The following is an 18,811-nucleotide window of genomic DNA, read 5'->3' on the forward strand; positions in this document are numbered from 1 at the left end:
CGGCAACGCCAGCGAGCATACGGGCATCCTGCACTCCGATCCACCCGAGCCGATCCGTGCTCCGGCGGACGCCGGAGCCCAGGGCCGAGAGGACGAAGCTCGTGGCTCTGAGCTCCTGCGTTCGCAGGAGTACGCGTCGGTCCCGACGATTAAGACCGGACGATAGCCGCGCCCGCCGATTGTAGGACAGACCTGCGGTCCCGCTCAGCCGAGCCGGTCGCGCAGATCGAGCAGCGCCAGCGCCGCCTTGGCCGCGGCGCCGCCCTTGTCGAGCTGCGCCGGATCGGCGCGCGCGATCGCCTGCGCCTCGTCCTCGGTGGTGAGCACGCCGTTGCCGATCGCCACGCCGTCCATGGTCAGCGCCATGATGCCGCGCGCGCTCTCGTTGGCGACGATCTCGAAATGATAGGTCTCGCCGCGGATCACGACGCCGAGCGCGACGAAGGCGTCCCAACGCCCGCGCTCGGAGGCCAGGGCGATGGCGCCGGGCAGCTCGAGTGCGCCGGGCACGGTGAGCACCTCGCAGCTATGCCCCGCCGCCTCGATCGCGCCGCGCGCGCCGGCCACCAGCAGGTCGTTGAGATGGTCGTAGAAGCGCGCCTCGACGATCAGGATATGCGCCATGCTGGTCTCCTCGGTGTGGTCGTTCAATCATGTGGCCGTGTCTGCCGAAGCTGGAGCGCGCCGGCCTCCCGGCCTCCCGCCATCCCCGCGGAGGCGGGGATCCAGACGCATTGCCCTCGCGCCTCTTGCCTCAGCCGCGTCGCTGGCGTGTCGTAGAGCTGTGCCGCGAGCGCCGCTCATCACCGAACCCGTCAGCGCGTCTCGATCCCCGCCTTCGCGGGGATGACGAGGAGAGGAGTGGGACAGGCATCACCGACGATCCCATGCCCACCCCTCAGTCGATCTCGCGCTCGCCGACGATCGACAGGCCGTAGCCGTCGAGCCCGACCAGCGTGTGGTGCGTGTTGGTGAGCAGCACCATGTCGTGGACGCCGAGCTCGGCCAGGATCATCGCGCCGACGCCATAGTCGCGCAGTTCCTCCATATCGACCGTCACCGCCTCGCCCGCCTTCATCCGCACCGCGGTGGTGAAAGCGTCGGCGCGCTGGCGGTTGATCACCACGATCACCCCCGCGCCGGCCGAGCCGATGAGCTCCATCGAGCGCGACAGCAGGTGGCTGCGCTGGCTGTCCTCGCCGAACATGTCGGCGAAGGGAGACAGCGCGTGCATCCGCACCAAGGTCGGCTTGCTCGGGTCGACGCGGCCCTTGACCAGGGCGACCTGCTCGGTGCCGGTCGCCTTATTGCGATAGGCGCGCACCGTCCAGTCGCCGCCCCAGCGGCTGGTGAAGGGCGCCTCGCTGACCAGCTCGACGAGATGGTCGTGGCGGCGGCGATAGGCGATCAGGTCGCGGATCGTGCCGATCTTGAGATGGTGGAACTGCGCGAAGGTGACGAGATCGTCGAGCCGCGCCATCGTCCCGTCCTCGTTCATGATCTCGCAGATCACGCCCGAGGGGTTGAGCCCGGCGAGCCGCGCGACGTCGACCGCGGCCTCGGTATGGCCGGCGCGCACCAGCACGCCGCCGTCGCGCGCCACCAGCGGGAAGACGTGGCCGGGGGTGACGATGTCGTCGCGCGCCTTGGTCGAGTCGATCGCCACCGCGATCGTGCGCGCGCGGTCGGCCGCGGAAATGCCGGTGGTGACGCCGTCCCTCGCCTCGATCGACACGGTGAAGGCGGTCTCGTGGCGGGTGCCGTTGTTGCGGCTCATCAGGTCGAGCCCGAGCTGCTCGACGCGCGGCTTGGTGAGCGCGAGGCAGATCAGCCCGCGGCCGTACTTGGCCATGAAGTTGATCTTCTCGGGCGTCGCCATCTGCGCGGGGATGACGAGATCGCCCTCGTTCTCGCGGTCCTCGTCATCGACCAGGATGAACATCCGGCCATTGCGCGCCTCGTCGATCAGTTCCTCGGGCGAGGAGAGATAGCCGTGGCGCAGCCGCGCCAGCGCCGCGGGCTCAGCGACCACGATAATGCTCCATCCGCTGGAGATAACGCGCGAGCACGTCGATCTCGATGTTGACCGCCTGACCCTGCTCCAGCGCGCCGAGCGTGGTGACCGCCTGGGTATGCGGGATCAGGTTGACGGTGAAGCGCGTGCCGTCGGCCAGATCCTCCACCGCGTTGACGGTGAGCGAGACGCCGTCGACCGTCACCGAACCCTTGGCGGCGAGGAAAGGGGCGAGCTCGCCCGGCACGCGCAGGGCGATGCGGCGCGAGTCGCCGTCGGCGGTGATCGCCTCCACCGTCGCGACGCCGTCGACATGGCCGGTGACGATATGCCCGCCGAGCTCGTCGCCCAGCTTCATCGCGCGTTCGAGGTTGAGGCTGCGTCCCTCCGCCCATTGCGCCGGGGCGGTGCGGCTGCGCGTCTCGTGCGAGACGTCGACCGCGAACCAGCCGCCGGTGCCGCTGTCGTGCGGCGCCTTGTCGACCACGGTGAGGCACACGCCCGAGCAGGCGATCGACGCGCCCAGCTCGATCGTGGCGACGTCATAGGCGGTGTCGATCACCGCGCGCGTGTCGCCGCGCTGCGCGATCTGGCGGATGGTGCCGATGTCGGAGACGATGCCGGTGAACATGATGACCTCTCAGCCGCGCTCGTAGACTTCGAGCCGATCGCTGCCAAGCTGGCGCGAGTCGGCGAGCCGCCAGCGCGCGTGCGCGTCGCCGAGCGCGGCGAGCCCGATGTCCGGCAGCGTGCGCCCGCCGCCGATCAGGATCGGCGCGCGGTAGAGCAGCAGGCGATCGACCAGGTCGGCGCGCAGGAAGGCCGCGGCGGTGCGCGCGCCGCCCTCGACGAGCAGGTGGTCGGCGGGGAGCGAGTCGATCTGCGCGGGGGAGTTGATCCAGCGCCAGTCACCCTCTCCCGCGGCCGCCGCCCCAGCCGACAGCACCACCCGGAGCGGCGTCCGGCCTTCCAGCCCCGCGAGCCGCACGTCGAGCCGCGGCCGGTCCGCCTCCCAGGTGCCGCGGCCGACCAGGATCGCCTCGTGGCGCGCGCGCTCGAGATGCGCGTGCGCGCGCGCCTCCGGCCCGGTGATCCACTGGCTGCGCCCGTCCGCCATCGCCGCGGCGCCGTCGAGCGACAGGGCCAGCTTGAGCGTGACGTGCGGCCGTCGCAGCGCGCGCCGCGCGAGGAAGCCCGCCATCGCGCGCCGCGCCGCGTCCGCGCCTATGCCGACGTCGACCGCGATCCCAGCGGCGCGCAGCCGCGCGATGCCGCTGCCGTCGGTGCGCGGGTCGGGGTCGCCGAGCGCCACCGCCGCGCGCGCGATCCCCGCCGCGACGAGCAGGTCGGCGCAGGCGGGGCCGCGCGGGCTGGCGTGGGCGCAGGGCTCGAGCGTGACATAAGCCGTGGCGCCGCGCGCGCGCTCCCCCGCCTGGTCGAGCGCCATCGCCTCGGCGTGCGGGCGGCCGCCGGGCTGGGTCCAGCCGCGCCCGACCACCGCCCCGTCGCGGACGAGGACGCAGCCGACGTTCGGGTTGGGATAGGTGCGCGCGCGAGTCCGCTCGGACAGCGCGAGCGCGGCGGCCATCCAGCGGGGATCGGCGGCGGGGAGTGTTGGAGATGACATGCGCGGCAAGCGATCAGCGACAGGAGCTTCTATCGGGTTCGGCGCCATCTCCTGCACCACTTCGGCGAACGCCGGGGTCCGGCTGGGCGGCGGTGATGAGTCTCACGACGGCCCTCCCACCTGGGCCCTGGCGTTCGCCGGGGCGGCAGCGAGTTCAGCGGCCCAGCCGCACCTTCCACGCATCTCGGCGCCGGCCTTGCTCAGCTCAGATCCCCATCGCGTTGAGCTTGTCGTCGAGCCGCTTGAAGCCCTGGCGCAGCTTCTCCTCGCGCGCGCGCTGCTCGCGCTCGGCGATCTCGCGCTTGGCCTGGTCGATTTGCTGCTGCGCGATGATCTGGGCGTCGGTGCGATCCAGCTTCCACTGCTCGAAGTAGATGATGTTGGGCTTATATTCCTTCTCGAAGTACGAATCGTGGAAGAACGCCCAGACGAGGAAGCCGGTGATCGCGACCGACAGCGCGAGGAACCCCCATTCGTAGCGCTCGCGCGTGTGGAAGAAGAAGCGGAGGTCGCGCGCGGCGCGCAGCGGCGACAGTCGGGCGAAGAACTGCATCGCGTGGATATAGGGCCTCAGCCGCTCCGGTTCGAGTCCGCCGCGGCGTCGAGCCGCGCCAGCGCGCGGTCGCGCCCGATCAGCGGCAGCAGCGCGGCCATGTCGGGGCCGTGGTCGCGCCCGGTCAGCGCGCGGCGCAGCGGCAGGAACAGCGGCTTGCCCTTGCGCCCGCTCTCCTCCTTGAGGCGGGCGGTGAGCGCGTGCCACGGGTCGCCCGCCCAGTCGATCGCGCGCGCCGCGGCGGCGGCCCGGGCGAGATAGGCGCCGTCCTCGGCGGCGGCGGGCGGGTCGATCGGTCCCTCGATCACGCCCCACCAGTCCGCCGCCTCGGCGACGGTGGCGAGGTTGGGCCGCACCGCAACCCACGCCGCGGCGTCCATCCCCGAAGGCAGCCGTTCGGCGACGGCGGCGAACGGCAGCTGGTGGACGATCCGCGCGCTCACCTGCGCCAGCTCGGCCTCGTCGAACCGCGCCGGCGCGCGGCCGAACTGCGCGAAGTCGAGCGACTCGATCAGCGGCGCCGGGTCGGCGAGCGGCTCGACCGGCTGGCTGGTGCCGATCCGCGCCAGCAGTGACAGCACCGCGGCCGGCTCGATCCCGCCCTCGCGGAAATGATCGACCCCGAGCGAGCCGAGCCGCTTCGACAATTTGCCCTCGCTCCCGGTCAGCAGCGCGGCGTGCGCGAAGGCGGGCGCGGGCGCCCCCATCGCCGCGAACATCTGCAGCTGCAGCGCGGTGTTCGAGACATGATCCTCGCCGCGCACGACGTGCGTGATCCCGAGGTCGGCGTCGTCGATCGCCGAGGGCAGCATGTAGAGCCACGAGCCGTCGGCGCGGCGCACCACCGGGTCGCTCATCGTCGCGGGATCGAAGCGCTGCGGCCCGCGCACCAGATCGTCCCATTCGATCGCCGACTCGTGGTCGAGCTTGAAGCGCCAGTGCGGGCGCACGCCGTCTGCCTCCAGCCGCGTCCGCTCGGTGTCGGTGAGGCGCAGCGCGGCGCGGTCGTATACCGGCGGCAGACCGCGGCCGAGCAGCACCTTGCGCCTGAGGTCCAGCTCCTGCGCGCTCTCATAGGCCGGGTAGATCCGCCCCGCCGCGACCAGCGCGTCGAAGCGCGCCTGGTAGAGCGCGAACCGCTCCGACTGGCGCACCTCCTGGTCGGCCACGAGCCCGAGCCAGGCGAGGTCGGCGCGGATCGAGTCGACGAAGCGCTCCTCGCTGCGCTCGGCGTCGGTATCGTCGATGCGCAGCACGAAGCGGCCGCCGTCGCGCCGCGCCAGCATCCAGCTGTGCAGCGCGGTGCGGATGTTGCCGACGTGGAGCCGGCCGGTCGGCGACGGCGCGAAGCGGGTGACGACGGGGGAGGAAGGGCTGGTCATGGCCCGCCCGCGCTTACGCGCCGCCCCTTTCCCTCGCCAGCCCCCCAGCCTAGAGCAACGGGCGTGAAAGGGTGTTCTCGATGAAATTGATGACCGGCAATTCCAACCTGCCGCTGGCGCGCGCGATCTCGGACTATCTCGAGGTGCCGCTGACCGAGGCGCTGGTGCGCCGCTTCGCCGACGAGGAGATCTTCGTCGAGATCATGGAGAACGTGCGCGGCGAGGACGTGTTCGTGGTCCAGTCGACCAGCTACCCGGTCAACGACAATCTCATGGAGCTGCTGATCATGATCGACGCGCTGAAGCGCGCGTCGGCGAAGCGGATCACCGCCGTGCTCCCCTATTTCGGCTACGCGCGGCAGGACCGTAAGCCCGGGCCGCGCACCCCGATCTCGGCCAAGCTGGTCGCCAACCTGCTGACCACCGCGGGCGCCGACCGCGTCCTCTCGGTCGACCTGCACGCCGGGCAGATCCAGGGCTTCTTCGACATCCCCACCGACAACCTGTTCGGCGCGCCGGTGATGTCGCAGGACATCCGCGCGCGCTTCGGCGAGAAGAACCTGATGGTGGTCTCGCCCGACGTCGGCGGCGTGGTGCGCGCGCGCGCGCTGTCGAAGCGGCTCGACAACGCCCCGCTCGCGATCGTCGACAAGCGCCGCGAGCGCGCGGGCGAGTCCGAGGTCATGAACATCATCGGCGACGTCGAGGGGCGCTTCTGCGTGCTGATCGACGACATCGTCGACTCGGCCGGCACGCTCTGCAACGCCGCCGCCGCGCTGCGCGAGGCGGGCGCGGAGGGCGTGGTCGCCTATGTCAGCCACGGCGTGCTCTCGGGCGGCGCGGTGGCGCGGGTCGAGGGCTCGGCGCTGCACGAACTGGTCATCACCGACTCGATCGGCAACCACGAGGCGATCGGCGGGGCGGCGAAGATCCGCCACCTCACCATCGCGCCGCTGCTGGCCGAGGCGATCCGCCGCATCGCCGACGAGTCGAGCGTCAGCAGCCTGTTCGACTGAGGCAACGGCGCAGGGCGTCCCGGAGGATGAGGCCGTGCTCCTGCGCACGCAGGAGCCCAGAGCCGCGAGCGTCGCCCTTCGTTACCCTGGGCTCCTGCGTGCGCAGGAGCACGGCTGACGGTAGACCAGATACGCGCCTCGGCCGCCGCGCTCAGCTCACTCCCAGCCGCCGCTCCATCTCCTCGAGCGGCACGCCCTTGGTCTCGGGGAAATAGAGCGCCACCACGACGAGCTGCAGCAGCATCATCGCCGCGAAGACGTAGAAGGGCAGGCTCACCGACAGCGCCGCCACCGTCGGGAAGGCGGCGGCGATGATCGCGTCCAGCCCCCAGTGCGTCGACGCGCCGACCGCGCTGCCGCGGCCGCGCACCGCGGTGGGGAAGACCTCGCTGATATAGACCCAGATCACCGCGCCCGTGCTCGGCGCGAAGAAGGCGATGAAGCCGATCAGCGCGGGCAGCACGATCCAGCCCGGCAGCGACCCGCCGAGCGCCAGCCCCGCGATGGTGAGGCTCGCCGCCATCCCCGCCGAGCCCATCATCAGCAGCGTCTTGCGCCCGAGCCGGTCGATCAGCAGCATGCCGACCGCGGTGAAGATGCCGTTGACGACGCCGATGATGATCGCCTGCACGTCGGCCGAGAGGGCGCCCCCCGCCGCCGCGAAGATGTCGTTGAGGTAATAGAGCAGCGCGTTGATGCCCGAGAGCTGGTTGAAGCCCGCCACCAGCAGCGCCAGCATGATCGGCTTGCGATGGCGCCGCCACGACAGCTTCTCGCCGCTCGGCTTGGCGGCGAAGCCGGCGTGGATCGCGGCCAGCTCCTTCTCCGCCTGTTCCTCGCCCATCCCGACGCGGGCGAGCGCGTCGCGCGCCGCGGCGACGCGACCCTTGGCCATCAGCCAGCGCGGCGAGTGCGGGATGCGCAGGAGCAGCAGCAGGAAGACGATCGCTGGCGCGGCCGAGACACCGAACTTCCAGCGCCAGTCGTCCGCGCCCAGCGCCAGCGCGGCGATGATCGCGTTCGACACATATGCCAGCAGGATGCCGAGGATGATGTTGAACTGGAACGCCGCCACCAGCCCGCCGCGGCGCGCCGGCGGGGCGATCTCGGAGATATAGACCGGCGCCAGCACCGACGAGCCGCCCACCGCCAGCCCGGCGATCACGCGGAAGAAGACGAGCGATTCCCAGCTCCACGCCAGCCCGCAGCCGATGCCGCCGGCGACGTAGAAGAGCGCGAGCACGCGCAGCGTGTCGCGGCTGCCGAAACGGTCGCCCGGGATGCCCGCGAACAGCGCACCGACCAGCGTGCCCCACAGCGCGGAGGAGACGGTGATGCCGAGCCAGAAGCTGTCGAGCCCGTAGGCGCGCGTCAGCGACACGGTCGTGCCCGAGATCACCGCGGTGTCGAAGCCGAACAGCAGCCCGGCCAGCGCCGCGGTGACGATGCAGGCGAGCAGCCCGGCGTTGAGCGGCGGCGCGCTGCCGCCCGATTGGTCCGGGCCTGTCGCCGTCACCGCCATCCGTCCTGTCCTTCCCTCAGCCTGCGAACCCGCTCAGCAGGCTGGCGACATTGGCACCCAGCGCGTCCACCGCATAGCCGCCTTCCATCACGATCGCGCACGGCAGCCCGGTCGCGGCGATGTCGCTCGCCAGGACCGCATAGTCCGCGGTGGCGAGGCGGAAGTGGCTGATCGGGTCGCCCTCCCACGTGTCCGCGCCGAAGCTGAGCACGAGGACGTCGGCACCGAAGGCGGCGATCGCGTCGAGCGCGCGCGCCTGCGCGGCGCGGAACCCGGCCAGCGCGGTGCCGCGCGGCAGCGGCAGGTTGAGCGTCGCGCCCTCGCCGTCTCCCTCGCCGCGCTCGTCGGCGTGGCCCCAGTAGAAGGGATAGTCGCTCGCGGGATCGGCGTGGACCGAGGCGTAGAAGACGTCGCCGCGCGCGTGGAAGATGTCCTGCGTGCCGTTGCCGTGGTGATAGTCGATGTCGAGCACCGCGACACGTGCCCGTCCCGAGTCGCGCGCCGCCTGCGCCGCCACCGCGGCGACGTTGACGTGGCAATAGCCGCCGCAATAGTCGCGCCCGGCGTGGTGGCCGGGCGGGCGGCACAGCGCGAAGGCGGCGCGCTCGCCTTCCAGCACCGCGTGGGTCGCGGCGAGCGCGGTCTGCGCGCTCCAGTAAGCGGCGTCCCAGGTCCGGTCGGTGATCGGGGTGGTCGCGTCGAAGGCGTGCGCACCGAGCAGCGCGTCGACGCGCGACAGCGCCAGCGGGCGCCGGCCGACGATCGGGAAGGCGTAGGGGATGGCGTCGCCCGGCCGCCCCGCGGCGCGCCACAGCGCGGGCGCGTCGCGCAGGAAGTCGAGATAGGCGGCGTCGTGCACCGCCGCGATCGGCGCGCGGCCGCGATCGGGCGGCGGCTCCGCCCCTCGATGGCGGCAAGGATCATGGCGGCGCGCTGCGGCACCTCGGCATAAGCGGTGAAGGAACCGTTGTGCAGCTCCAGCGCGGGCGCGTGCAGCGCCTGCTGCGGCGCGTAGAAGCGCCTCACCGACATGGCGCGTCCCAACAGGTCACCCGCGGCACCGGCGACCAGGGTCGGCATAGCTGGCGCGCCGTGTCGATCGCATGACGCTCGGGCGGGTCGTGAAGCAAGGTGTCCATGTCGGGAGCCTACCAAGGTGATCGTCCGACGTGCGACGATTCGTCTGCGATGTCGATACGATCGGGACCCGGCCGCGCCGACGCTTGCGGCGCTCCCCGCGGAGGTGCTGGGGTCACGAGCAGACCGTCGCCGACGCCGCGCCCTGCCACTACCCGGACGCTCACCGCAAAGCGCGTCTATCCGGCTTATCAGGAATAGTGATTCCTATTCCCACCAGCTTAGTGGATGATCGCGTCCGGAGGTGGCGATGTCCGATGAGAAGGCAGCGGTGAACGATCGCGAGTTCGCGCGCGGCGCGGTCGAGTGGCCGACGGTGGTGCTGGCGGCGCTGATCTACGGCGGCTGGCTCGCGCTGACGCGCTGGCACGCGCTGCTGCCCTGGCCAGTGGCGGTGGCGGCGGGCGGCTGGCTGGTGGCGTGGCACGGATCGCTCCAGCACGAGACGATCCACGGCCATCCGACGCGCTGGGGGTGGGTCAACAGCGCGATCGGCGCGGTGCCGCTGGCGCTGTGGCTGCCCTACGGCGTGTACCGCGACAGCCACCGCGCGCACCATCGCAGCGCGCATATCACCGACCCGCGCCACGATCCCGAGTCGCGCTACGTCGCGGGGACCGGCCTGCCTCGCGCGCTCGCCGCGGCGCAGGCGACCTTGCTCGGGCGGCTGGTGCTCGGCCCGCCGCTGGCGGTGCTGGCGCTGGCGATCGACGAGGCGCGGCGGCTGCGGCGCGCCCCCGCCGCGGTGCTGCGCGACTGGGCGCCGCATCTCGCCGCCATCGCGCCGCTGGTGGCCTGGCTCGAGTGGACCGGGCTGGGCGTGGCGCGCTACGCGCTGCTGATGGTCTATCCCGGGCTCGCGCTGACGCTGCTGCGCTCCTTCGCCGAGCATCGCGCCGACCTGCCCGGGCCGAGCCGCGCCGCGACGGTGGCGCGCGGCGGCGTGCTCGGCCTGCTGTACCTCAACAACCACCTCCACACCGCGCACCACGACCGGCCCGGGCTCGCCTGGTATCGGCTGCCGGCCTATCAGCGCCGCCACGCCGCGCGGCTGGAGGCGCAGGCGGGGCGGATCCACCGCAGCTACGGCGAGATCGTGCGCCGCTTCGCGCTGCGCGCACACGACCGGCTGGTCCATCCCGCCGCGGCGCCCCGGTGAGCGGCGCGGTCGCCTCGCTCGGGATGTACGACCACCCGGCGCAGCGCTGGGCCAATGACGCGCTGTGGCAGCGGATCGCGGCGTATCTGGCGGCGCGCGGCGTGGCGGCGCCCGCGACGCTCGACCGCGCTCGCCCGGTCGAGGCGATCTGGCGCGACCCGCGGCTGCTGCTGGCGCAATGCTGCGGCTACCCGCTGGTGACCGATCCCGCGCTCGCGCTGCGCGTCGTCGCGGTGCCGCATTACGCCGTGCCCGACTGCGCGCCGGGGCGCCACGCCAGCCGCGTGCTGGTGCGGGCCGACGATCCGGCGACGACGCTGGCGGGGCTGCGCGGCCGCCGCGCCGCGGTCAACGCGCTCTCCTCCAACACCGGCGCCAACCTGCTCCGCGCCGCGCTGGCGGGCGAGCCGCTCGACCAGGTGTTCGCGGCAGTGGTGGAGACCGGCTCGCACCGCGCCAGCGCCGCCGCGGTGCGCGACGGGGTCGCCGACGTCGCCGCGGTCGACGCGGTGAGCTACGCGGCGCTGGCGCGCGACGAGCCCGACGCGGTGGCGGGGCTGCGCCAGCTCGCGCTCACCCGCTCCTCCCCCGCGCTGCCCTTCGTCACCGCGCGTGCCACGCCCGCCGCGCTGGTGGCGGCGCTACGCGACGCGCTGCACGCCGCGGCGCGCGACCCGGCGCTGGCGCGGGCGCGCGCGGCGTTGTTCCTCGCCGACGTCGCGCCCGCGAGCGTCCACCGCTACGTGGCGCTGCGCGCGCTCCGCTGAGCCGCACGCCGCCGCGGCAGAGCGCGGGCACGGTTCCTTTCCCCGCTCTCACGCGTATGCGCACCGGATGGAACAACAGGCACTCGTCATCGCGCTGATCGGCGCGCTCGGCATCGGCGCGCAGTGGGTGGCGTGGCGCACCGGCTGGCCGGCGATCGCGCTGATGCTCGTCGCGGGCGTCGTCGCGGGGCCGGTGACCGGCCTGATCGACCCGCACCGCACCTTCGGCGCGCTGCTCGAGCCTCTGGTCTCGGTCGCGGTCGCGATCATCCTGTTCGAGGGCGGGCTCAGCCTCAACTTCCGCGAGCTGCGCCGCACCGACGGCGCGGTGACGCGGCTGCTGCTGGTAGGCGTGCCGGTCGGCTGGCTGCTCGGCGCGCTCGCCTGCTACTATATCGGTGGCTTGGTGTGGCCGGTCGCGATCCTGTTCGCCGGCATCCTCGTCGTCACCGGGCCGACGGTGGTGCTCCCGCTGCTGCGACAGAGCAATATCGCGGCGCGGCCGCGCGCGATCCTCAAATGGGAAGCGATCGTCAACGACCCGATCGGCGCGCTGTGCGGCGTCGTCACCTACGAGTATCTCCGCCGCGCCGGCGAGGGCGTGACGATCCCGCAGCTGCTGCTGTCGCTGCTCGCGGCGAGCGTGGTGTCGGGGCTGATCGGCTATGGCGCGGCGCGCGCGGTCGCCTGGGCCTTCCCGCGCGGGCACGTTCCCGAATATCTCAAAGCGCCGGTGCTGCTGGTAGCGGTGATCGGCACCTTCGTCGTGTCCAACCTCGTCCAGCAGGAGACCGGGCTGCTCGCGGTGACGGTGATGGGCGTGGCGCTCGCCAACCTGCGGCTCGACTCGCTGCGCGACATCCATCCGTTCAAGGAGAATGTCACTGTCCTGCTGATCTCGGGTGTCTTCGTGCTGCTGTCGGCGACGCTCAACCTGGGCGTGCTCGAGCGCTTCGAGTGGCGCTTCGCCGCCTTCCTGCTGGCGCTGCTGTTCCTGGTCCGCCCCGCCACGGTGCTGCTCAGCCTCGCCTTCACGCGCGTGCCCTGGAATGAGCGGCTGCTGGTCGCCTGGATCGCGCCGCGCGGCATCGTCGCGGTGGCGATCTCGGGGCTGTTCGCGCTGCGGCTAGGCAATCTCGGCTATGACGACGGCTCGATCCTGGTCACGCTCTCCTTCGCGGTCGTGGTGGCGACGATCGTGGCGCACGGCTTCTCGATCGGCGCGGTGGCGCGCTGGCTGAAGGTGACCGGCGCGACCGAGCGCGGGCTGCTGATCGTCGGCGCGACCCCGTGGAGCATCGCGCTGGCGGTGCAGTTGCGCCAGCTCGAGGTGCCGGTGACGATCTGCGACACCAGCTGGCAGCGGCTCGCGCCGGCGCGGCGCGGCGGGATCGACACCTATCACGGCGAGATCCTCGCCGAGGCGACCGAGGACCGGCTCGACCTGTCGCGCTACCAGGTGCTCGTCGCCACGACCGACAATGAGGCGTATAACGCGCTGGTGTGCAATGAATTCGCCCCCGAGCTCGGCCGCGACAACGTGTATCAGCTCGGCGCGGGCACGCACGAGGACGACCGCCGCGCGCTGCCCGCCTCGCTGCGCGGCCGCGCGCTCTTCACCAGCGGGCACGGCGTCGAGGAGATCGTCCGCCGCGTCGACGACGGCTGGGCGTTCCGCAAGACGCGGATCACCGACAAGTTCGATTTCGAGACCGCGCGCGCCGACATGGCCGACGAGGCCGACATGCTGCTGCTGCTGCGCAAAGGCGCGCCGCTGCGCTTCTTCTCGCACGCCAGCCGGCCGGTGCCGCAGTCGGGCGACACGATCATCAGCTTCGGTCCGCCCGCCGGGGCGCGACGCGCGCAGCAGGAGGTGAGCGTATGAGCGGGACCGGGGCCAAGCGGATCGGGGCGATCGAGGCCGGCGCGGCGGTGCTGCTGCTCGGCCTTGCAGCCTGCTCGTCGCCGCCCGCGGGTGACCGTGGCGATGCCGCGGAGGTTGCCGACGTCGTTGACAACGCCGACAACGTCGCCGCGCCCGGCAACGACGCCGAGGCGGTCGCGCCCGCCAAGTCGATCCTGCGCCCGGAGGTCGCCGCCTCGCCGCCAGAGCAGGAGGCGCCGCGTGCCGAGGACGTCGTGGTCGGCTTCGACGAGGCCGGCAAGACGCTGACCGACGAGGCGAAGGCGGCGCTCGACGCGCTGGTGGCCAGCCCCGCGGCGCGCGCCGGCGGCGCCTTCACGCTGCGCGGCCACAGCGACTCGCGCGGCGACGATCGCGCCAACCTGCGCGCGTCGCGCCGTCGCGCCGAGACCGTCCGCGACTATCTCGCCGGCAAGGGGATCGACCCGGCGCGCCAGACCGTGATCGCGCTCGGCGAGACCACCCCGCTCGTCCCCAACGCGCACCCCGACGGCAGCGACGACCCCGCCGCCCGACAGAAGAACCGCCGCGTCGAGGTGCATGTCGCGCCGCCCGCGCGTGCGCCCGCGCCCGCCGCCACCCCCGCCGCGGCAGGCGAGGACGCGATCGTCGGAAATGCCTCGGCGGCCAAGTAAGGAAGGTCGAGACGCAGCGATCCTCCCCTCGCAGGGGACCGTCGTCAGATTGCTCAGCCCGTGTGACGCGTTCCCGTGTTCCGGCGAAAGCCGGAACCCAGGGCCCAGCAGAACTACCCCCCGCGGTGTGCGTGGCCCCTGGGCTCCTGCCTGCGCAGGAGCACGGTCAGGAGCGACGCAACGATCCCCTGATAGGGAGGAGCGGCGAGCCTCTTCCTGCACGATGCTGCAACCTGCGTGGCTCGTCATGCCCTCCCGGCAGAAGAGGCGGGATGCGAGGCAAGCGCTGTGCTAGCCTCGGTCCGACGACAAGCTGAAGGGGCCGCATGACCAGCACCGACCGTCTCCGCCGCGCGCTCGGCGCCTCGCTCCTGCTCGCCGGGAGCGTCGCCGCGCCCGCGGCGCTCGCCCAACGCGCGTCGGTTCCGACGACGCGACCGGCGCCGGCGCCGACCCTGCTCCCGGTCAAGGTCGAGCGCGACAGCGGCAAGGTGCTCGTCACCCTCCCCGCTCCCGACAGCGACGGCGTCTCGGGGCGCTTCCTCTACGCCACCGCGCTCAAGACGGGGCTGGGCTCGGCGCCGATCCGGATCGACCACGGCATGGTCGGCGACACCCAGCTCCTCGCCTTCCGCCGGCTCGGCAGGAAGGTGGCGGTGGTGTTCGAGAACCCGCGCTACCGCTCCTCGGGCGACGCGCTCGAGCGGCGCGGCGCGAGCGCTGACTTCCCGTTCAGCACCGTCGCCCTGCTCGACGTCGCCGCGACCGCGCCCGACGGCGCGGTGACGGTCGACCTCGCCCCGCTGCTGCTGCGCGACACGATGCGGCTGGCCGACAAGCTCAACGCCGAGGCCAAGGGCTTCAAGCTGGTCGACTCGCTCAGCGCGGTCGACCCCGGCTCGATCAAGGTCTTCCCCGACAATATCGAGATGGAAGCGGTGCAGACCTATGCCTCCGACACGCCGGGCAAGGAGGTCGACACGATCGCCCCCGACGGACGGCAGGTGAGCTTCACCGTCCACCACTCGCTGGTGCGTCTGCCCGCGCCGGGCTTCGTGCCGCGCCGCTTCGACATCCGCTCGGGCACGTTCGCGACGCCGGTGTACGAGTTCAACACGCCGCTGGGCGCGCCGGTGCTGCAGCAATATGCCAACCACTTCCGGCTCGACAAGCTCGACCCCGGCGCGGCGCGCTCGCGCGTGCGCCAGCCGATCGTCTTCTACATCGACAACAAGGCGCCCGAGCCGATCCGCACCGCGCTGGCCGAGGGTGTGGCGTGGTGGAACCAGGCGTTCGACGCGGCCGGCTACATCGACGCCTTCCAGGTACGCGTGCTGCCCGCCGACGCCGACCCGCAGGACGTGCGCTACAACATGGTCAACTGGAACGAGCGGCAGACGCGCAGCTGGTCCTATGGCGGCGGCGTCACCGACCCGCGCACCGGCGAGATCATCAAGGGCAACGTCGTGCTCGAGGGGCTGCGGCTGCGCCAGGACATCTGGATCTTCGAGGGGCTGGTCGGCACCGCCGAGGAGAACAAGGGCACCGCCAACGACCCGGTCCGAGTCGCGCTGGCGCGGATCCGCCAACTCGGCGCGCACGAGGTCGGCCACGCGCTCGGCTTCGCGCACAATTTCGCGGCGAGCACGCAGGATCGCGCCTCGGTGATGGACTATCCCTTCGCCAAGATCGCGCTCGACGGCGACGCGATCGACCTGTCCGACGCCTACGCCAGCGGCATCGGCGCGTGGGACAAGTTCACTGTCGACTGGCTCTACGGCCAGCCCGCCGCGGGCACCGACCCCGACGTCGCCGCCGCGGCCAAGGCCGACGCGGCGCAGCGCGCGGGGATGCGCTACCTCACCGACATCGACGGGCGCGACTCGAGCCTGGCGGTGCCGGGCGACAGCATGTGGGCCGAGGGTACCGACTCGCCCGCGGACCTCGCGCACGTGATGGCGGTGCGCCGCGTCGCGCTGGCGCGCTTCGGCCCGGGCGTGCTCCACGCCGGCGCGCCGCTCGCCGACCTGCGCCGCAGCTTCGTGCCGCTGTGGCTGTTCCACCGCTACGCCGTGGCGGCGATCGGCAAGACGCTCGGCGGGGTCCACTACAGCTACGCCACCGCGGGCGACAGCGCCCCGCCCCCGACCCGCGCCACCGCGGCGGAGCAGGGCGCGGCGCTCGACGCGCTGATGGCGACGCTCAGCCCCGCCGCGCTCACCGTGCCGCCCGCGCTGGCGCTGACCCTGTCGTCCGGGGTCAACGGCAACGCCGACCCGCAATATGACACCGAGGTGTTCGACACCGCGGGCGGCGCGGTGTTCGATCCCCTGGTCGCCACCGACGTCGCGGCGCAGGTGACGCTCGAGACCCTGCTCGCGCCGTCGCGGCTCACCCGGCTCCACCTCCAGCACGCCGCCGACCCGGCGCTGCCCGGCGTGGAGACCCTACTCGACCGGCTCGACCGCGACGTGGTGGCGCGCCACGACGAGGCGGTGGCGCAGCGGATCGCACTGCGCACATTGCTGGCGATCGCCGCTGCGGCGCGCGCGCCCGCGACCAGCGCCGACGTGGTGCTGCGGCTCGACGCCGCGCTGGCGGCGACGCGCGAGCGGCTCGCGCGCGACAGGCGCGACGCCTGGGCGCAGGGCGTGGCGCGGCTGCTCGGCGACAAGGACGCGCTCGACCGCGCGCTCGCGCCGGCGTCGCGGCCGGCGCCGGCGATCCCGCCGGGCATGCCGATCGGGTGAGGGGAGCATGCGCCGGGAGCCTCTTTCGCCCGTGATCGTCTGTCCTCAGCGCAGCGTCCATCGCCTCGATCCCGTGGATCGGGCCGGTCGCGGCGCCGGAATGCGGTACCGCTTGGGTCAATCTGGGTCGGAAGGCTGGTCGACGGGAACGGCCGGAACTGGCTAGCAACCCGGCACGCGATCGGGCGATCGCGCAGTATTCCGGGGTAACCAGCATGAAGATGCAGGGTTCGATGCGTCTGCGCCGCTGGTCGCTCGCGCTCGGCGCGAGCATCGTCGCGATCGGTGCGGCGAGCAGTCCCGCGGCGGCGCAGTGCAGCGCGGACCCGACCCGTGCGAACGCGACCACCAGCTGCACCGACACCGACACCGACGGTCTGGTGGTCAGCACGTCTGGCACGCAGGAGACGGTGACCGCCGACGCGGTGGTCCGATCGGTTCAGCCGCGGCGATCGACGTGGCCGCCGACAATACCCGGCTGACGATCGCAGGGCGCGTCGAGGGCAATGCGAAGCCCGGGATCCGCGTCTACGCCGGCCCGCCCTATTACGCGCTCTGCACCGATCCCTACGCTGGCGCGTCGGTGAATTTCTGCAGGCTCGGTTCCTATTATCTCGTCGCGCCTTGGGCTGGCGCGTCGATCCGTGTCGCCGAGGGGGCGACGGTCAGCGGCTTGAGCGCGCTCACGGTGTCGCGCGATCCTCGCGCCGCCAGCTACGTCAGTGTCGACCTCACCAACGCCGGTACGATGACCGGTACCGCCGGTCCGGCGATCCTGGCGAGTCAGAGCGTGTCGCAGAACGTCTCCGCCACCGATGCGGCGACGGGCACGATCGGTGGGATCCGCGGCGGCGTGGCGACGATCGTCAACGACGGCGTCATCTCCGGCGTGGGCGGGGTCGCGATCTAGCACGGCGCTGACGCTGACCAATCGCGGCACGATCGACGGCGCGGTGCTGGCGCGGTCGTCGGGTCGCCAGGGCAGCTTGATCGACTCGAGTTGCGGCACGATCAACGGCGCGCTCACGCTGGGCGACGGTGACGACGTGCTGGTCGCGCGCTATGTCGACGGCACGGTGGTGACCGGCGTCACCGGCGCGATCGACGGCGGCAACGGCGTCGACACGCTGCGCCTCGGCATCGCGAGCGACCCGACGCTCGGCGCCGTGGCCCTGCCGACCAACTTCGAGTGGCTCGGGCTGAACGTGGCGAGCGGCGTCACCGCCACGCTGGGCGACGGCTTCGCCGGCCCGGTGCTGTTGGTTGGGACGGGCACGATCATCAACCGCACGACGCGGGCCGGCGACGGGCAACTGGTGGGTAGCGCCGACTTCTTCGATTCACCCAGCTTCATCAACGCCGGCACGCTGCGCACGCTGAGCGCGGGCGTCTATGCGGTCCGGGCGAACGCGCGCTCGATCGACAACCAAGGCGTATCGATGCGGCGGGCGATGGTGTGTCGGTCGACGGATCGTCTGCGACCTCCGCCAATAGCGGCACGATCACCGCGGCGGGCACCGGCGTCTTCGGCGTCGGCATCTCGTTCAGCAACACGGGCACGATCCAGTCCACCGGCGGGACGGCGGCGCATCTTCCGAGCAGCAGCGTGCGCCACAGCGGCACGCTCACCGGCGCGGTGGCGGGGCTGCGCCTATCGGGCAGTCTCGTCAACGAAGGGACCGATCAGCTCGCCCAGCATTGGGATTCTCATCAACGATTATAGCGCAATCGACAATCGAGCCGGCGGTCGGATTAGCGGCGCCACGGGCGCGATCGCGTCCGAATATACGGGCTACCTGAGTCGCGTCTACGTGACCAACGCCGAGTCGATCGACAGCGACGTCCTCCTCAACACCGATCCGCGCCCCGACTTCTACAACGGCAACCGCTATGTCGCGCTGCCGGGCGGCGTGCTCCACGGCAACCTGACGCTGGGCGGAGGCGACGTGCTGGTGACCGAGCTGACCGGCAGCGGCGACGGCCGCTTCGCCGGGATCACCGGCACCGTCACCGCGCTCAACAGCGGGCTGCGCCACCGCATCCGCGACGCCACCAGCGTATCCGCTGCTATGCCAGCGGGCTTCATCGATCTCGGCCACGAGCTGTCCAACGGTGCCGCACTGACGCTGACCGGGGCGAGCGGGCCGCTGGCCTTTGCCGGCAGCGGCAGCGTCGACGTCAGCGGCGACATAGTGGTGGGTGACAGCCCCGCGATCCGTGGCGCCGCTTCGCTCTACGTCACGGGCGAGCCCGAGGGCGACAGCGGCGCGCTCACGATCACGACGCGCGGCACGCTGACCTTCGTGCGCGTCAGCGACTAAAGCA

At 72.3% G+C, this 18,811-nt stretch carries 17 protein-coding genes; 9 read left to right on the forward strand and 8 right to left on the reverse strand.

Translation table 11 applies throughout. The features are described from left to right. Positions 1-204 precede the first annotated feature (204 nt). From ribH to FHY05_RS11695, 6 genes are all read right to left on the reverse strand, one after another. Complete coding sequence (gene ribH / locus FHY05_RS11670) at positions 205-624, reverse strand: 6,7-dimethyl-8-ribityllumazine synthase (RefSeq protein ID WP_183944614.1); 420 nt, start codon at positions 622-624, stop codon at positions 205-207. Positions 625-898: 274 nt separating this feature from the next. Further along, positions 899-2,032, reverse strand: a complete 1,134-nt coding sequence (ribB, locus tag FHY05_RS11675; RefSeq protein ID WP_183944553.1) for a 3,4-dihydroxy-2-butanone-4-phosphate synthase — start codon at positions 2,030-2,032, stop codon at positions 899-901. Next, entirely contained in the window at positions 2,022-2,645 is a 624-nt protein-coding gene (locus tag FHY05_RS11680; protein WP_183944554.1) for a riboflavin synthase, read from the reverse strand. Before FHY05_RS11680 ends, ribB begins: the two co-directional genes overlap by 11 nt. Before the next feature lie 9 nt (positions 2,646-2,654). Beyond that, the gene (gene ribD / locus FHY05_RS11685) at positions 2,655-3,602 is read right to left on the reverse strand and encodes a bifunctional diaminohydroxyphosphoribosylaminopyrimidine deaminase/5-amino-6-(5-phosphoribosylamino)uracil reductase RibD (protein WP_183944555.1); all 948 of its coding nucleotides are present in this window, start codon (positions 3,600-3,602) and stop codon (positions 2,655-2,657) included. 244 nt (positions 3,603-3,846) lie between these two features. After that, on the reverse strand, positions 3,847-4,194 hold the full coding sequence (locus FHY05_RS11690; RefSeq protein ID WP_183944556.1) for a hypothetical protein: 348 nt from the start codon (positions 4,192-4,194) through the stop codon (positions 3,847-3,849). Between the two features lie 17 nt (positions 4,195-4,211). Next, entirely contained in the window at positions 4,212-5,576 is a 1,365-nt protein-coding gene (locus tag FHY05_RS11695; protein ID WP_183944557.1) for a glutamate--tRNA ligase, read from the reverse strand. 80 nt (positions 5,577-5,656) lie between these two features. Here FHY05_RS11695 and FHY05_RS11700 point away from each other — a divergent pair, with 80 nt between their 5' ends. Continuing rightward, complete coding sequence (locus FHY05_RS11700; RefSeq protein ID WP_183930684.1) at positions 5,657-6,592, forward strand: ribose-phosphate pyrophosphokinase; 936 nt, start codon at positions 5,657-5,659, stop codon at positions 6,590-6,592. Between the two features lie 151 nt (positions 6,593-6,743). Here FHY05_RS11700 and FHY05_RS11705 read toward each other — a convergent pair whose 3' ends face one another. Together FHY05_RS11705 and FHY05_RS11710 are read right to left on the reverse strand one after the other, a co-directional pair. Beyond that, positions 6,744-8,114, reverse strand: coding sequence for a sugar porter family MFS transporter (locus FHY05_RS11705; RefSeq protein ID WP_183944558.1), 1,371 nt, complete (start codon positions 8,112-8,114; stop codon positions 6,744-6,746). A 16-nt stretch (positions 8,115-8,130) separates the two neighbouring features. Continuing rightward, positions 8,131-8,973, reverse strand: coding sequence for a histone deacetylase family protein (locus tag FHY05_RS11710; RefSeq protein WP_409321726.1), 843 nt, complete (start codon positions 8,971-8,973; stop codon positions 8,131-8,133). Between the two features lie 528 nt (positions 8,974-9,501). Between FHY05_RS11710 and FHY05_RS11715 the strand changes: the two genes are divergently transcribed. The 8 genes from FHY05_RS11715 (at position 9,502) to FHY05_RS11750 (ending at position 18,807) form a co-directional block, all read left to right on the forward strand. Next, positions 9,502-10,410, forward strand: coding sequence for a fatty acid desaturase (locus tag FHY05_RS11715; protein ID WP_183944559.1), 909 nt, complete (start codon positions 9,502-9,504; stop codon positions 10,408-10,410). Continuing rightward, entirely contained in the window at positions 10,407-11,177 is a 771-nt protein-coding gene (locus FHY05_RS11720; RefSeq protein WP_311732457.1) for a PhnD/SsuA/transferrin family substrate-binding protein, read from the forward strand. Before FHY05_RS11715 ends, FHY05_RS11720 begins: the two co-directional genes overlap by 4 nt. Positions 11,178-11,244: 67 nt before the next feature. Continuing rightward, positions 11,245-13,062 (forward strand): sodium:proton antiporter, encoded by a 1,818-nt coding sequence (locus FHY05_RS11725; RefSeq protein WP_183944560.1) that lies wholly within the window; start codon positions 11,245-11,247, stop codon positions 13,060-13,062. Then, a complete protein-coding gene (locus tag FHY05_RS11730) occupies positions 13,059-13,736 on the forward strand; it encodes an OmpA family protein (RefSeq protein ID WP_183944561.1) in 678 nt (225 codons plus the stop codon). Before FHY05_RS11725 ends, FHY05_RS11730 begins: the two co-directional genes overlap by 4 nt. 326 nt (positions 13,737-14,062) lie before the next feature. Then, entirely contained in the window at positions 14,063-16,486 is a 2,424-nt protein-coding gene (locus FHY05_RS11735; RefSeq protein ID WP_183944562.1) for a zinc-dependent metalloprotease, read from the forward strand. A 215-nt stretch (positions 16,487-16,701) separates the two neighbouring features. After that, positions 16,702-16,968: a hypothetical protein gene (locus tag FHY05_RS11740; protein ID WP_183944563.1), complete on the forward strand. Its 267-nt coding sequence runs from the start codon at positions 16,702-16,704 to the stop codon at positions 16,966-16,968. Further along, on the forward strand, positions 16,944-17,396 hold the full coding sequence (locus tag FHY05_RS11745; protein ID WP_183944564.1) for a hypothetical protein: 453 nt from the start codon (positions 16,944-16,946) through the stop codon (positions 17,394-17,396). The genes FHY05_RS11740 and FHY05_RS11745 overlap by 25 nt, the downstream gene beginning before the upstream one ends. A gap of 43 nt (positions 17,397-17,439) precedes the next feature. Beyond that, a complete protein-coding gene (locus FHY05_RS11750; protein WP_183944565.1) occupies positions 17,440-18,807 on the forward strand; it encodes a hypothetical protein in 1,368 nt (455 codons plus the stop codon). Positions 18,808-18,811: the final 4 nt, after the last annotated feature.

The organism is Sphingomonas sp. BK580, assembly GCF_014194975.1.
Classification (GTDB): Bacteria; Pseudomonadota; Alphaproteobacteria; order Sphingomonadales; family Sphingomonadaceae; genus Sphingomonas.